Below are 14,389 nucleotides of genomic sequence, written 5' to 3'. Positions count from 1 at the left end.
TCAAATACAAAAGTATCGTTGATAAGTACCTTAATCCCGACTACGGTTGCCTCATGAAGGAACCCAGATCGCTGCTCGACGTCGCACCCGTGATGCCGCTGCTGCGTATCCACGACGCGGCGAAGGCTGCCGACGTGGTTCCTGTCGCCCGCGCCATCACCGCCGCGGGGCTTCCGATGGTCCACATCGCACTGGAGGGGCCGCACGCCCTTACCGCGATCGAACGCCTGGCCACCGGGGCACCCGACGTCATCGTCGGCGCCGGCGAACTGACCGACGCGGCGCAGCCCGCCCTGGCCCGCGCGGCGGGTGCCGAGTTCCTCGTCGCTGCCGACGGAACCCCCGAACTGTGCGCGGCGATGCGCGCATCCGAACTGCCGCACCTTCCCGGCGTCCGCACCGATCTCGACGCGGCCCGTCTCCTCGACGACGGCTACACCGACATGGTGTTGACCGGTGGCCGGCGCGTACTCAGGTCGCTGGCCTCGTTCGCGCCGTCGGCGCGGTTCGCCGTCGCGGGCGCCTCCGCCGCCGACGTCGCCGGCCACCTGGCCGCACCGAACGTCCGGTGTGTGCTCGCCGACTGGCTCGCACCGCCCGCGGCGGTGCAGCAGCGCGACTGGGACCGGGTGCGGCGTCTGGCCGCCGTCGCCCTGACCCTCGGCTCACCGTCCGTCTCGGCAGTCCGGGCACTGTGACGGTGACGATCGACCGCGCATCCGGGCCGCCCTCGGTGGTGGCCCCCGACCCCGTCGTGCGCTGGCTCGCGGTCATCGCGCTCGCGCTGGGCGGCTTCGGCATCGGCACCACCGAGTTCGTCGCGATGGGCCTGCTTCCCGACATCGCACACAGCCTCGGGGTCTCCGAACCGACTGCCGGCCATGTCATCTCGGCCTATGCGCTCGGGGTGGTGGTCGGCGCGCCGCTGATCGCTTCGGTCACGGCACGGATGGGACGGCGCAAGCTGCTACTGGCGCTGATGGTGGTGTTCACACTCGGCAACCTCGCCAGCATGCTGGCACCGACCTACGGGACACTGATCGCCGCACGTTTCCTCGCCGGCCTGCCGCACGGCGCGTATTTCGGTGTGGCCGCGCTGGTCGCCGCCCATCTGATGGGGCCCCAGCACCGCGCGAAGGCGGTCGCCTACGTGTTGACCGGCCTGACGGTCGCCACCGTTCTCGGCGTGCCGATGGCGTCGTGGCTCGGCCAATCCCTGGGCTGGCGAGCAGCTTTCGGTCTCGTCGTCGCGGTCGGGGTGCTGACGCTGGCGGCGCTGTGGTTCTGGCTGCCGTTCCAGCTGCGTTTCATGCAGACCACCAGCCCGATCGCCGAGCTCGGCGCACTGCGCCGCTATCAGGTGTGGTTGGCGCTTCTCGTCGGCATGATCGGTTTCGGCGGGATGTTCGCCGTGTACACCTACATCTCGACCACGATGACCGACGTCGCGGGCTTGCCGCGCGGGCTGATCCCGTTGGCGCTCATGGTGTTCGGGATCGGCATGTTCTTCGGCAACCTGGTGGGCGGTCGGCTCGCGGACCGCTCTGTGGTGCGCGCGCTTTACCTGTCGATGTGTTCGCTGTGTGTGGTGCTGGCGCTGTTCGTGGTCGCATCCCGAAACCCCTGGACCGCGTTGATCGTGTTGTTCGGTATCGGTCTGACCGGCTCGGCCGTCGGGCCCGCCCTGCAGACCCGCCTGATGGACGTCGCACGCGACGCCCAGACGCTGGCCGCCGCGCTGAACCATTCGGCGCTCAACATCGGCAACGCGACGGGTGCCTGGGTCGGCGGTCTGGTGATCGCCGCGGGCTACGGCTACAGCGCGCCTGCGGCCGCGGGGGCGCTGCTCGCGCTGGCCGGTCTGGCGATCCTGACGGTGTCGGTGCTGCTTCAGAAACGGTCTAGCGCCGCGACAACCGGATGACCGGCAGCTCCCGGTCCGTCTTGTCCTGGTAACCGGCGAACAGTTTCGACTCTCCGCTGATTCGGCGCCATGCGCGCTCGCGCTCGTCGCCGTGCAGTTGCTCGGCGACCACGTCGTGGGTCTGCCCGCCGAACTCGATGCGCACCCGGTCCGGATGGGCGGCCAGGTTGTGGTACCAGGCTGGGTTTCTCGCCGCGCCGGCCGCCGACGCGACGATCAGCCATGTCCCGCCTTGCTCCGCGAAATACGTGACCGGGGTGCTGCGTTCGGTTCCGCTCTTGCGTCCGACTGTGGTCAGCACCAGCGCACGGGTCCCTTCGAAGAACGTCTTGCCGGCCCTGGCCCGCCGGGCCGCCCACCGGTTGATCAGGCGAGGCAGGAAACCGCCGCCGGGCTGGCGGGCGCCGCGCGTGCCGTTTGTGGTGGAGAAGCTCACTGACGCATTCTGCCCGCGTTACCGTGCGATTAATCAGGAGTCCATTCGGGCACTCAGCAGCATGGCGTTCAAACTCACATATTCCGATGGTCAGGAGTCCGAGCACGACGACGACACCGTGTGGGAGATCGACGACGGTGTTCTGATGCTCGGCCGCGAAAAGGACAAGTGGTCGGTGTATCTGTCGCCGAGCCACTGGGCGGTGCTCGAAGTCGGTGTGTCAAAGCCGAAGGACAAGGACGACGCAGAAACTGACGACGCAGACGACTCAGACACAGACGACTCGGACGAGGACGACAAGAAGGACAGCGCGAAAAAGGACGACAGCGAGGACGCGGATGAGGACGAGGACAAGAAGGAGAAGAAGGACTCCTCGGACGACTGACGTCCCCGCCGGGCGGCCGCCGGGCGCTACAGTCGGAAATCTCCGCAGCCGGTCCACACGGACGCGACGAAGGGATGACCGATGGGTGACACCGATTCCTCCGACGATTTCGCCGGGCAGCACCTGGCGTCGTATCTGGAATCCGGCGGCGTTCGCGGTCATATCCTCGACCTCTCGGCGGTCGGCGGTCGTGCGTTCACCACGCACTGCCTGATCCGTAGTCGGGGCAGGCGATCCGGCAAGGCGTACGTGACGCCGTTGATCTACGGGAACTTCGGCGGCGAGATCGTGATCGTCGCGTCGAAGGGCGGCGCCGACACGCACCCCGACTGGTATCACAACATCCGCGCGAGTTCGACCGTCGACGTGCAGGTGGCGACCGAGGCCTTCGAAGCGGAGTGGCGCGAGCCCGACGATGAGGAACGCCATGACGTCTGGGCCTACATGACGCACCTCTATCCGCCCTACATCGCCTATCAGCAGTCGACGAGCCGGCGAATCCCGTTGGTGATGCTCGCCATCGGCAAGCCCATCGACGTCTTCACCGCCTGATCCGCGCGTGGCCGTCACCCTCACCGGGTTGGCAATCGCCGACTCGGAAGACGTCTGGACACGGGCCGGGTTCACCGTCGACGCCGGCGTGTGCCGAGTCGGAAGCGTCGGGATCCGGCTCGGCGCCGAGGGCAGAGGTATCGCCGGCTGGGCGGTGGACGGGCTGGAACGAGAGGCTTTCTGCGACGTCGACGGCGTGCCGACCACGTCCGCGGCGACGATCGCCACCGGTCCGGTCGCGCATCCGAACGGTGTGATCGCGATCGATCACGTCGTGCTGTTGTCGCCGAATCTCGGCCGGACCGTCGAGGCGCTCGCGGCGATAGGCGTGGCCCCGCGGCGCGAGCGCGACGCCGAGCTCGGCGGGCGCGCGGTCCGGCAGATCTTCTTCCGCCTAGGTGAGGTGATCCTCGAGGTCGTCGGCTCTCCGGGCGACGCCGGAGCGGGCCCGTCGACGCTGTGGGGTGTCACGTTCACCGTCGCCGACATCGATGCGACCGCGGCGTTCTTCGGTGCGCACGTCACCCCGGTCAAGGATGCCGTGCAACCGGGCCGACGCATCACGACGCTACGGCACCGGGAGGTCGGCATGTCGGTGCCGACGGCATTCATCTCGGCGAGTCGATGAGCACCCCCGACAGCGTCACGCCTATCCTCGGCGGGTGACCGACACCGCCGCGACCAGCCCGACCGAGGACGTCGTGGTAATCCACACCGACGGCGGTTGCCGGCCCAACCCCGGCCCCGGCGGCTGGGGTGCCGTGCTGAGGCACCGCCACCACGTCCGGGAGATGTTCGGCGGCGAACCGGGACAGACGAGTAACAACCGGATGGAACTCACCGCGCCGATCATGGCGCTGGAGGCGTTGACCCGGCCGGTATCGGTGCACCTGTACACCGACAGCACCTACGTCCGTAACGGCATCACCCAGTGGGTGCTCGGCTGGGAACGCAACGGGTGGTTGACCGCTGCCAAGCAGCCGGTGAAGAACGCCGACCTGTGGCGCAGGTTGCGGGCCGCATGCGCGCAGCACCGGGTCGAATGGTTCTGGGTGAAGGGACATTCCGGTATCGCCGACAACGAGCTGGCCGATGTGCTGGCAACGCGCGGACTGCAGGAGGCGCTCGCCGCGTCGGCGTGAGCGCGCCTCATCGTCGCCGCTGCGCCGGCAGGACACTCTTGTCCGCAACTTTCGGCAGGCGTAGCCTCAACTATACCCCCAGGGGGTATCGGCGCACAGTCGGAACGGAGGCGCACGATGGAGGACCAGGATCACCACGACCATCACGAGATGGGCAACGTCAACCAGATGGCCGTCAGCGCGACGTTGCACTGCCTGACCGGTTGCGCGATCGGCGAAATCGTCGGGCTGATGATCGGAACGGCTTTCGGCCTGTCGAATCTCGCCACCATCTCGCTCGCGGTGGCGCTGGCGTTCTTCTTCGGCTACTCGCTGTCCACACTTCCGCTGCTCAAGGCCGGCCTGGCGCTCGGAACCGCCCTGGGTGTGGTGCTGGCCGCCGATACGTTGTCGATCCTGACGATGGAGATCGTCGACAATCTGGTGATGGCGGCGATACCCGGTGCGATGAACGCCGGACTGGTCAACCCGGTCTTCTGGATCGGCATGATGATCGCCCTGAGCGCAGCGTTCTTCGCGGCCTACCCGGTCAACCGAGCGCTACTGAAGCGGGGGAAAGGCCATGCGCTCACTCACCGATATCACGGTTCAGGCCAAATAGACACAGGGGCAAGACGTTTCATCCCATCGTTCAGCACGAGCGCGCTGGTCGCCGTCATCGTCGCATTCATGACCGGAGGCCTGGTCGTCGCGATCGCCGACACTTTGGCGTAGCAGCTCAGCCTGCCGGGGGGTCGAGAGACTCCGCGATCCGGTCAAGGAGCCGGGTCAGCTCACGCTGCTCGTCGGCGGTGAGGCAACCGAAGATCTCGCCGGCGACGACGACGTAGTCGCGCAGCCAGTTTCGCGCCTGCGCCTCCCCCTCCGCCGTGGTCGTCAAACGTATTGCACGGCGGTCGTTCTCGTCGACGCGTCGGGCGACAAGCCCGTCGCGAACGAGCGCCTCGACGAGCGTCGACGCAGTCCCCTGGCTGACTCCCACTTCCCGGGCCAGATCCGCGAGCCTGACCGGCTGCATCCGGGCCACCTCGGCGAGCAACTTCGATCTCGGGGTCGAGACGCCGTGCTCTCCCAGACGATCGTCAAAGGCTCGCACCACCGATTTGCCCGCGCGCCCGAACGCATCGGCCAGGCGTCCCGCCCGCTGCGCCGATGCACCTGACGCCGCGCGTCCACCCGTCGCTTCCTTCATGTTGACGGAATACTATCAGCGTCCATATAGTTTGAGCTCAAATGATTTGACATGGAATGATTGGGGATCGAAATGCATGTATTCGTCACGGGTGGCAGTGGCTTTGTCGGGCAGCGGCTGATCAGGAGCCTGGTCGGTGCGGGACACGGCGTGCGTGCGCTCGCCCGCACGGACGCCGCCGCCGACCTCGTCGGCCAGGCCGGGGCCGAGCCGGTTCCCGGCGATCTGGCGGAACTGCTCGACGGTGACCGACCGCAGTGGACGTCGGCGCTGCACGGCGCCGACACTGTCGTGCACGCCGCCGCCTACATGGCGTTCTGGGGACGCGACGAGGTCTTCCGCCGGGCCAACCTCGAACCCAGCGTCGCCCTTCATCGAATCGCCGCGGCATCCGGGGTCACGAGATTTGTGCTGATCAGCGCCGCGAGCGTGGCGACCGGCACCCAGCGTGCACCGATCGTCGACGAGCACACCGACGAGGGGCGGCCCAACATCGCCTACAGCCGCATCAAGCTCGACACCGAGCGCGTGCTGCTCAGCGCGGTCACACCGACGATGACGACGGTCGCGCTTCGACCGCCGTTCATCTGGAGCGCGGGCATGTCCACCCTGGACGAATTCGTCGCCGCGGTGGAAGCCGGCCGGTTCAGCTGGATCGACAACGGCAGCCACATCGTCGACTTCGTGCACGTCGACAACCTCGCCGAGGCGGCCCGGCTCGCCCTCACCCGCGGCGAGGCCGGTCGCACGTACTACGTCACCGACGGCACACCCATGCCGGCACGTGACCTCTTCACCCCGCTACTGGCGACCAGAGGTGTCGACGTCAGTGCGGCCCGCAGCGTGCCGAGCACGGTGGCGGCCCCGCTCGGCGCGCTGCTGGATGCGGGGGCACGCCTGTTGCGCCGACCGGAACCGCCGGCGTTGACGAACTGGATCACCGCATTCATGGGCCGCGACCGCAGCTACGACATCACCGCGGCCAGAAGCGAACTCGGCTATACACCGAGGGTGGATCTGGCGACCGGTCTCGCGGAGATGACGCGCTCGATCTCCCGCTAGCCTTCCCAGCGCACCTCGTCGGGCGTCTTGTCGTCGCGCAACCCGCGCCAGCTCGCCTGCCGAAGCCTGCCGTCGGAGGTGCGTTCGCTGTAGCGGACCTCCCCCACCAGCTCCGGCCGCACGTACGTCACCCCTTTCGCGTCCTGCTTGGGAAGCTCTGAGGCGAAGGGTGATTCGTCGGTGTGCAGCGGTTCCAGCGTCTTCTTCAGCGACGCCAGCGCCTTGTCGGTGAACCCGGTGCCGACCCGCCCGACGAACTGCAGCCTGTCTCCGTCGGGAATCCCGAGCAGCAGCGCCCCGATACCGCTGCTGCGTCCGCCCTCGCCTTGGCGCCAACCGCCGATCACCACCTCTTGGGTGTTCCAGATCTTGTCCTTGATCCACGCCGATGACCGCCGTCCCGGCTGGTAGGTGGAGTCTCGCTTCTTGGCGACCACGCCTTCCCACCGTCGGGATCTCGCGGTTTCCAGCGCCTCAGGCCCGTCACCGTCCAACGGATCGGGAACGATCAGGCCGCCACCTTCGGCCAAGGCTTCCAACAGCTTTCGTCGGTCGGTGTATTTCGCCTTGGTCAGCGACCGGCCGTCGAGGAACAGGATGTCGAAGGCCCAGAACTCCACCCGCGTCGAGCGGGCCCGGTTCTGCATCTCACCGAAACTCGGCACCCCGGACTCGTCGAGCGCCACCGCTTCGCCGTCGAGGACCACGTGGTGGTCGGCGAGGTCGGCGGCCACAGCCTCGAACTGCGGATACTCGCCGGTGACGTCGCGGCCTCGGCGCGATCGCACCGTGAGCCGTCCGTGGTCGGCCTCGACGAGCACCCGGTAGCCGTCCCATTTGCCTTCGAACGCCCACTGCGACTTCTTGAGTTTCTGCACCGACCCCTCGGTCGACAGCATCGGCGCGAGGTCCCCGGCGGTCGGCTTCGGTTGATCCTTCATCCGGTGCGCGAGCCAGTTCTTGCCGTCGGTCTGGATCAGCGCATACCGGCCGTCGATCTTCTCGCCGTGCAGCGTGACGATCACCTCGCCACCCTTGGCGGGTCCGTCGGGCGGATTGTCGCGGAACTTCTCGGTCTCATAGGTGCCGGTGTCCCAGATGTAGACCTCGCCGCCGCCGTACTCCCCTTTCGGAATCTCCCCGGCGAAGTCGATGTAGTCCATCGGGTGGTCCTCGGTGTGCACGGCGAGGTGGTTCTCCGACGGGCTCTCGGGCAGGTTCTTCGGCACCGCCCAGCTCACCAGCACACCGTCTCGCTCCAGCCGGAAGTCGTAGTGCAGCCGCCGCGCGTGATGCTCCTGGATGACGAACTTGTCGTTGGCGCCGGTCTCGGGCGGCTCGGCGGGTACCGGCTCCGGCGTCTTCGTGCGGTCCCGCATGCTGCGGTAGCGGGTGAGCTTGTCGGTGGCCGGCAACGGCGGGTCCAGCTCTGCGAGCAGATCACCGTCTGTCTCGAGCCGGTCGAGCACCTCGTCGAAGGTCAGGTGCCGCAGATCCGGGTCCTCGATCTCGTCCCAGGTGCGCGGCGCGGCGACGGTCGGATGTTCGCGTCCGCGAAGCGAATACGGGGCGATGGTGGTCTTGTTGGCGTTGTTCTGGCTCCAATCGAGGAACACCTTGCCCTCGCGCAGGCTCTTGGTCATCGTCGCGGTGACCCGCTTGGGCATGACCTGTTCCAGCTGCTGGGCCACGCGTTTGGCCAGTACCGAGGCGCCGCGCGAACTGATCGGCTCCGCCAGCGGCACGTAGAGGTGAAGGCCCTTGCTGCCGCTGGTCAACGGGAACGTCGTCAGCCCGATGTCGGTGATCAGATCCCGCACCTCGTGGGCGACTTCGCAAAGCTGGCGAAACGTCACCCCGTCGCCGGGATCCAGATCGAACACGATCCGGGTGGCGGGTCCGGGGTGTCCGTCGACGAACCGCCACTGCGGCACGTGCACCTCCAGCGCGGCCTGCTGCGCGATCCAGGCCAACCCCTCGACGGTGTCGATCACCGGGTAGGTGGTGGTGCCCGACTTGTGTTTGACGGTGCCGCGGTCGAGCCAGTCCGGCGCCGAGGACGCCAGCTGCTTCTCGAAGAACGACGACTCCGCCACCCCGTTGGGCCACCGCTTGCGGGTCACGGCCCGCCCGGCGATGTGCGGCAGCATCGCCTGCGCGACGTCGACGTAGTACTCGAAGACCTCTCTTTTCGTGACGGCCTTTCGGCGTCCTCCCGTCGGCGGGTACAGCACCTTGTCCGGGTTGGTCAGCTTCACCCGGTCATAACGGTCCACCACACAACGGTATTACCCGCTTCGCGCGCGGTAGCGTCGAAACCATGCGGGCACTGGTCATCGGCGAGGCACTCATCGACATCGTCGAACGCGGCGGCGAGGTCACCGAGCACGTCGGTGGCAGCCCGCTCAACGTTGCCGTCGGCCTGGCCCGGCTCGGCCGCGACGTCGACTTCCTGACCCACATCGGCACCGATGACCGCGGCCGACGCATCACCCGTTACGTCGAATCCTCGGGTGCGCAACTGGTTCCGGGCAGCGACACCGCGGCGTCCACCGCAACCGCCCGCGCCGTGCTCGACGCCGCCGGCTCGGCGACCTACTCCTTCGACATCGACTGGGCGTTGACCGGCACGCCCGAGGTCGCACCGCCGCTGGTGGTGCACACCGGATCCATCGCCGCGGTGCTCGAACCCGGCTGCCTGGCCACCGAAGCGCTGGTCGAGACCTACCATCTGTCGGCGACGTTCACCTTCGACCCGAACATTCGCCCCGCGCTGATCGACGACGCCGACGCGGCCCGGTCACGTATCGACCGGCTGCTGGAGCGCGCCGACGTCGTCAAGGTCAGCCACGAGGACCTGCACTGGCTGGACCCGGCGCGGACCCCTGAGGAGGTCGCCGAATCCTGGCTCGCCCTGGGGCCCTCGATCGTCGTCGTGACCTTCGGCGCCGAAGGTTCGATCGCGATGTGTGCCGACGGCGCCGTGCGGGTACCTGCCGGAAATGTGCAGGTGGTGGACACTGTCGGGGCCGGAGACGCGTACATGGCCGGGCTGATCGACGCACTGTGGTCGGCGGATCTACTAGGGGCGCAGCAGCGGACGCGACTGCGCCGGATCGGGGTCGAGGCGCTGACCGCCGCGGTGCGCGCCGCGACCCTCACATCGGCGCTCACGGTCGCCAAACCCGGTGCCGACCTGCCTGATCGTGTCACCCGCGATCGGGCGGTGGCATCGGACATACTGGGCTGATGCGGTCCATCTGGAAGGGTTCCATCGCCTTCGGCCTGGTCAATGTCCCGGTCAAGGTGTACAGCGCCACCGAGGACCACGACATCAAGTTCCACCAGGTCCACGAGAAGGACAACGGCCGGATCCGTTACAAACGGGTCTGCGAGGTCTGCGGTGAGGTGGTCGAGTACCGCGACATCGCCAAGGCCTTCGAATCCGACGACGGCCAGACGGTGATCATCACCGACGACGACATCTCCACGCTGCCCGAGGAACGCAGCCGCGAGATCGAGGTCCTGGAGTTCGTGCCGGCGAGCGACCTCGACCCCCTGATGTACGACCGCTCATACTTCCTGGAACCCGATGGCAAGTCGGCGAAGTCCTATGTGCTACTGGCCAAGACGCTCGCCGAGACCGACCGCGTCGCGATCGTGAACTTCGCGCTGCGCAACAAGACGCGACTGGCGGCGCTGCGGGTCAAGGACTTCAGCAAGCGTGACGTGATGATGATCCACACGCTGTTGTGGCCCGACGAGATTCGCGACCCCGACTTCCCGGTGCTCGACAAAAAGGTCGAGGTCAAGCCCGCCGAGTTGAAGATGGCCAGTCAGGTCGTCGATTCGATGACCGACGATTTCAACCCCGACCGCTACCACGACGACTACCAGGAACAGCTGCACGAGCTGATCCAGGCGAAACTCGAAGGCGGCGAAGCGTTCACCACCGAGGAGCAACCGCAGGAGCTCGACGAGGAGACCGAGGACGTCTCGGACCTGCTGGCCAAACTCGAAGCCAGCGTGAAGGCGCGCAAACAGCAGAGCTCGAGTTCGACCGACGACGGCGACAAGCCCGCCAAGAAGGCTCCGGCGAAGAAGGCGGCGAAGAAGGCTCCGGCGAAGAAGGCGGCGAAGAAGGCCCCCGCCAAGAAAGCCGCCGCCAAGAAGAGCTGATCTTCGCGACTTCTGCACCAGGGTCGTTCAACGGCCCCGATCACGACCCTGACGCAGATTTCGGCGGTGACCAGCCGCGCCGCTCGAACGCCTCACGCACGCGGTGCAGGATGAACCGTCGCGAGTGTTCGGCGACCACCTTGATGTCGATCCACCCGTGCCGGTCGATGAACTCCGCTCGCCCGATATCGCGGACGTACTGGCTGCGCTCTGTGCTGTGGTGCGACCCCTCGTAGTCCAGACCGACCTTCGGCTCGTCGTATCCCATATCGAGGAACACCTCCTGCACCCCGTCGCTGATGCGGATCTGTGTACGCGGCGCCGGGAGACCAGCATCGATCAGCAGCAGGCGCAGCCGCGTCTCGCGAGGTGATTGCGCGCCCGCATCCATCAACGCCAGAGCCGCGCGAGCCCTCTGAATTCCGCGCGCCCCAGGGTATCTCGCCGCGACGTCCAGGATCTCCGAGGCGGTGACGCCTGTCGCCTGGGCGAGCGCGTCGAGGTGGGCGACGGCCACGTCCCGCGGAAGATGGCGGGCCAGGTCGAGGGCCGTACGGGCCGGCGTCGCGACCGCCATGTCGCCGAAAGCGGTGATCTCGTCGGCGCTGATCCGTTCTTCCCGCACGATAACCCCGCGCCGGGGCCGGGTGTGTGCGGTGATGACTTCGACCGGCGTCCGTGCGTCTACCCACTTCGCCCCGTGCAGCGCAGCCGCGGCCCTGCCCGTGACGACTCCTCTGCGACCCGTCCATAACCACGCCGCCCGCGCTCCGGACACGACATCCGCCTCGGCGTCCTTGGGCAGATAGATGCCGGGCAGTACGGCGCGGTGGTTCCATCGGAGTTGGCCACGCGTGAGCACACCGGCGGCCAGCGCCTCGGCACCGATGAACGGGTAGTCCATGCGCCGATGCTCGGCGGCACCTCCGACAGAAATGCGGACCACGGCCGACTTCTGCGACAGGGCTGTGGATAACTCGCGACAACGACCCTGATGCAGAACTCGAACGAAAATAGAACGTGTTCCAAAAAGCGCTTCCGCGGGCCGCATGGCCTTGCTAGCGTGACCCGCGGCGACCCACCGACGGCGAATGGAGACGCGCGTGATTCTGGACCGGTTCCGGCTCGACGATCAGGTGGCGATTGTGACCGGGGCCGGCCGCGGCCTGGGCGCCGCAATGGCCGTCGCGTTCGCCGAAGCCGGGGCTGACGTGGTCATTGCCGCCCGCACGCAGTCGCAACTGGAGGCGGTCGCCGAACAGGTCGCCGGCGTCGGGCGGCGCGCCCACATCGTCGTCGCCGATCTTGCCCGGCCCGAGGACACGGCCGCGCTGGCGCAGCAGGCCGTCGACGCCTTCGGCAGGCTAGACATCGTCGTGAACAACGTCGGTGGCACCATGCCCAACGCGCTGCTGAACACGTCGACGAAGGACATCCGTGACGCGTTCACGTTCAACGTCGCGACCGCGCATGCGCTGACGACCGCCGCCGTCCCACTGATGCTCGAGCACTCCGGCGGCGGCAGCATCATCAACATCACCTCGACGATGGGCCGCCTTGCGGGCCGTGGCTTCGCCGCCTACGGCACCGCGAAAGCCGCGCTCGCCCATTACACGCGACTGTCGGCGCTCGATCTCGCCCCGCGGATCCGGGTGAACGCGATCGCCCCCGGATCGATCCTGACCTCGGCGCTGGAGATCGTGGCGAGCAACGACGCGCTGCGCACCCCGATGGAACAGGCCACCCCGATGAAGCGGCTCGGCGATCCACTCGACATCGCCGCTGCCGCTGTGTATCTCGCGTCCCCGGCCGGGGCGTATCTGACGGGCAAGACCCTCGAGGTCGATGGCGGCCTCACCGTCCCGAACCTCGAACTCCCCATCCCCGATCTGTAAGGAGCCCCCGTCATGGCGATCAAAGTCGCGGCCATCGGTACCGGGAACGTCGGCAAGCACGCTCTCGCACAGCTCATCACCGACCCTCGTTTCGAGCTCACCGCGGTGTGGGTGTCCTCGGAGTCCAAGGCCGGCAAAGACGCCGCCGAGCTTGCCGGACTGCAGAATACGACGGGCATCCGCGCGACCACCGACCTCGACGAGGTGCTGGCGACCAGGCCGGAATGCGCGGTCTACACCGCGCTGGCCGACAACCGGCTGCCCGACGCGCTGGAGGACTACCGCCGCATCCTGGCCGCGGGCATCAACGTCGTCGGCAGCAGCGCGGTGTTCCTGCAGCACCCATGGGGCGTGCTGCCCGACGAGATGATCGCCCCGATCGAAGACGCGGCAAAAGCGGGCAACGCCAGCATCTTCGTGAACGGCATCGACCCCGGCTTCGCCAACGACCTGCTGCCGATGGCGCTGGCCGGGACCTGCCAGAACATCCGGCAGATCCGCTGCATGGAGATCATCAACTACGACACCTACGACAGCGCGGCCGTCATGTTCGACGTGATGGGCTTCGGCGGCTCACTCGACGAGACGCCGATGCTGTTGCAGCCCGGCGTACTGAGCCTGGCGTGGGGCTCGGTGGTGCGGCAACTGGCCGCGGGACTGGGCATCGAACTCGACGAGGTGAACGAGACGCACGTACGGGTTCCGGCCCCCGAGACATTCGACATCGCGGCCGGGCGTATCGAGGAAGGCACCACCGCAGCAATTCGATTCGAGGTGCGCGGAATCAAGGACGGAAACATCGCCGTCGTCCTCGAACACGTCACCCGGCTGCGTGACGACCTGTGCCCGGACTGGCCGCAACCGGCTCAGCACGGCGGCTCCTACCGGATCGAGATCACCGGCGAACCGTCCTATGCGCTGGACCTTTGTCTGAGCAGCCCCAACGGCGACCACAACCACGCGGGGCTGGTCGCGACCGCGGCCCGAGTCGTCAACGCGATCCCGGCGGTGATCGAGGCGTCGCCCGGAATTGTGACTGCGCGAAAGTTACCTCCCATTACGGGCAAAGGTCTGTACGCTGAGGCTTGAAACTCGCTGGAAGGAACCTGAAATGAAGGCTCGCATGAGCACCCTCGCCGCTTTCCTCGTCGCCGGTGGCGCTGCCGCGGCGATCGCCGCCGCACCGGCGGCGCTCGCGCAGCCGAACTGCTCCACCACCTCCAGCGGCGCCGGAGGACGGACCGAGGTGTGCGAGTCGCCGGGCAACGCCCAGATCAGCTCGACCCCCGGGATCTACGCGACGCCGTGGTACGGCGGCGGCATGTTCCCGTGGGAAGGCTACGGCCCGTACATCTTCTGATCGCGTGACGACCGTCGTGCGGTATCTCGCCGGGCTCGCCGCGGGCCTGGGGTTCCTGGCGATCGCGGCGGCACCCACCGCCGGCGCGGCTCCGGACTGCTCGAAAGTCGGCCAGACGGTCACCTTCTGCGAAACCAACGGCAGCACCCAGATCATCGCCACGCCTCCGCCGTGGAACTACGGCGGCTGGAACGGCATGGGCTTCTGGCCACTCGTCGGCGCCTACGGGCTCGGCCCTTGGTGAGCCGGGCCCCGCGGTAGC

The 14,389-nt window shown here is 67.6% G+C and carries 18 protein-coding genes; 14 read left to right on the top strand and 4 right to left on the bottom strand.

Annotated features, from left to right (window positions below):
• The first annotated feature begins 53 nt into the window (after window positions 1-53).
• Together NTM_RS12330 and NTM_RS12325 are read left to right on the top strand one after the other, a co-directional pair.
• A complete protein-coding gene (locus tag NTM_RS12330) occupies window positions 54-698 on the top strand; it encodes a ketohydroxyglutarate aldolase (protein WP_163766447.1) in 645 nt (214 codons plus the stop codon).
• Window positions 695-1,924, top strand: a complete 1,230-nt coding sequence (locus tag NTM_RS12325) for an MFS transporter (RefSeq protein WP_163766446.1) — start codon at window positions 695-697, stop codon at window positions 1,922-1,924. Before NTM_RS12330 ends, NTM_RS12325 begins: the two co-directional genes overlap by 4 nt.
• Here NTM_RS12325 and NTM_RS12320 read toward each other — a convergent pair.
• Window positions 1,902-2,360, bottom strand: coding sequence for a nitroreductase/quinone reductase family protein (locus tag NTM_RS12320; RefSeq protein ID WP_163766445.1), 459 nt, complete (start codon window positions 2,358-2,360; stop codon window positions 1,902-1,904). The genes NTM_RS12325 and NTM_RS12320 overlap by 23 nt on opposite strands.
• Before the next feature lie 61 nt (window positions 2,361-2,421).
• Between NTM_RS12320 and NTM_RS12315 the strand changes: the two genes are divergently transcribed.
• The 5 genes from NTM_RS12315 (at window position 2,422) to NTM_RS12295 (ending at window position 5,153) form a co-directional block, all read left to right on the top strand.
• On the top strand, window positions 2,422-2,745 hold the full coding sequence (locus tag NTM_RS12315) for a hypothetical protein (protein WP_104865707.1): 324 nt from the start codon (window positions 2,422-2,424) through the stop codon (window positions 2,743-2,745).
• Window positions 2,746-2,826: 81 nt separating this feature from the next.
• Window positions 2,827-3,297, top strand: a complete 471-nt coding sequence (locus tag NTM_RS12310; RefSeq protein WP_163766444.1) for a nitroreductase/quinone reductase family protein — start codon at window positions 2,827-2,829, stop codon at window positions 3,295-3,297.
• A 7-nt stretch (window positions 3,298-3,304) separates the two neighbouring features.
• Complete coding sequence (locus tag NTM_RS12305) at window positions 3,305-3,925, top strand: VOC family protein (RefSeq protein WP_163766443.1); 621 nt, start codon at window positions 3,305-3,307, stop codon at window positions 3,923-3,925.
• 34 nt (window positions 3,926-3,959) lie between these two features.
• The gene (gene rnhA / locus NTM_RS12300; protein WP_163766442.1) at window positions 3,960-4,439 is read left to right on the top strand and encodes a ribonuclease HI; all 480 of its coding nucleotides are present in this window, start codon (window positions 3,960-3,962) and stop codon (window positions 4,437-4,439) included.
• A gap of 168 nt (window positions 4,440-4,607) precedes the next feature.
• Window positions 4,608-5,153: a DUF4396 domain-containing protein gene (locus NTM_RS12295; protein WP_163766441.1), complete on the top strand. Its 546-nt coding sequence runs from the start codon at window positions 4,608-4,610 to the stop codon at window positions 5,151-5,153.
• A 4-nt stretch (window positions 5,154-5,157) separates the two neighbouring features.
• Here NTM_RS12295 and NTM_RS12290 read toward each other — a convergent pair whose 3' ends face one another.
• Complete coding sequence (locus NTM_RS12290; RefSeq protein WP_163766440.1) at window positions 5,158-5,631, bottom strand: MarR family winged helix-turn-helix transcriptional regulator; 474 nt, start codon at window positions 5,629-5,631, stop codon at window positions 5,158-5,160.
• Between the two features lie 72 nt (window positions 5,632-5,703).
• Between NTM_RS12290 and NTM_RS12285 the strand changes: the two genes are divergently transcribed.
• Entirely contained in the window at window positions 5,704-6,693 is a 990-nt protein-coding gene (locus tag NTM_RS12285; RefSeq protein WP_163766439.1) for an NAD-dependent epimerase/dehydratase family protein, read from the top strand.
• Here the strand turns inward: NTM_RS12285 and NTM_RS12280 are convergent.
• On the bottom strand, window positions 6,690-8,972 hold the full coding sequence (locus NTM_RS12280) for an ATP-dependent DNA ligase (protein WP_163766438.1): 2,283 nt from the start codon (window positions 8,970-8,972) through the stop codon (window positions 6,690-6,692). The genes NTM_RS12285 and NTM_RS12280 overlap by 4 nt on opposite strands.
• Window positions 8,973-9,013: 41 nt before the next feature.
• On the opposite strand from NTM_RS12280, the gene NTM_RS12275 reads away from it, so the two are divergent.
• Both NTM_RS12275 and ku read left to right on the top strand, forming a co-directional pair.
• Window positions 9,014-9,943, top strand: coding sequence for a carbohydrate kinase family protein (locus NTM_RS12275; protein ID WP_104865701.1), 930 nt, complete (start codon window positions 9,014-9,016; stop codon window positions 9,941-9,943).
• The gene (gene ku, locus NTM_RS12270; RefSeq protein ID WP_163766437.1) at window positions 9,943-10,872 is read left to right on the top strand and encodes a non-homologous end joining protein Ku; all 930 of its coding nucleotides are present in this window, start codon (window positions 9,943-9,945) and stop codon (window positions 10,870-10,872) included. Before NTM_RS12275 ends, ku begins: the two co-directional genes overlap by 1 nt.
• A 40-nt stretch (window positions 10,873-10,912) precedes the next feature.
• On the opposite strand, the gene NTM_RS12265 is transcribed toward ku, so the two are convergent.
• Window positions 10,913-11,776 carry a type IV toxin-antitoxin system AbiEi family antitoxin gene (locus tag NTM_RS12265; protein WP_163766436.1) on the bottom strand — a complete coding sequence of 288 codons (864 nt, stop codon included), beginning with the start codon at window positions 11,774-11,776 and terminating at the stop codon, window positions 10,913-10,915.
• A gap of 199 nt (window positions 11,777-11,975) precedes the next feature.
• Here NTM_RS12265 and NTM_RS12260 point away from each other — a divergent pair, with 199 nt between their 5' ends.
• Genes NTM_RS12260 through NTM_RS12245 form a run of 4 tightly spaced genes read left to right on the top strand, consistent with a single transcriptional unit; the run spans window position 11,976 to window position 14,371 of the window.
• Window positions 11,976-12,767 (top strand): SDR family oxidoreductase, encoded by a 792-nt coding sequence (locus NTM_RS12260; RefSeq protein WP_104865765.1) that lies wholly within the window; start codon window positions 11,976-11,978, stop codon window positions 12,765-12,767.
• A 12-nt stretch (window positions 12,768-12,779) separates the two neighbouring features.
• Window positions 12,780-13,856, top strand: coding sequence for an NAD(P)H-dependent amine dehydrogenase family protein (locus tag NTM_RS12255; protein WP_163766435.1), 1,077 nt, complete (start codon window positions 12,780-12,782; stop codon window positions 13,854-13,856).
• A 34-nt stretch (window positions 13,857-13,890) separates the two neighbouring features.
• Complete coding sequence (locus NTM_RS12250; RefSeq protein ID WP_435405090.1) at window positions 13,891-14,127, top strand: hypothetical protein; 237 nt, start codon at window positions 13,891-13,893, stop codon at window positions 14,125-14,127.
• A 4-nt stretch (window positions 14,128-14,131) separates the two neighbouring features.
• Window positions 14,132-14,371 (top strand): hypothetical protein, encoded by a 240-nt coding sequence (locus tag NTM_RS12245; protein WP_163766434.1) that lies wholly within the window; start codon window positions 14,132-14,134, stop codon window positions 14,369-14,371.
• The last annotated feature ends 18 nt before the right edge of the window (window positions 14,372-14,389 follow it).

The organism is Mycolicibacterium parafortuitum (assembly GCF_010725485.1).
In the GTDB taxonomy this organism is placed as follows: Bacteria; Actinomycetota; Actinomycetes; order Mycobacteriales; family Mycobacteriaceae; genus Mycobacterium.
Note: the sequence above shows the minus strand (reverse complement) of the source record. Positions and strands in the feature narration are given on the sequence as shown.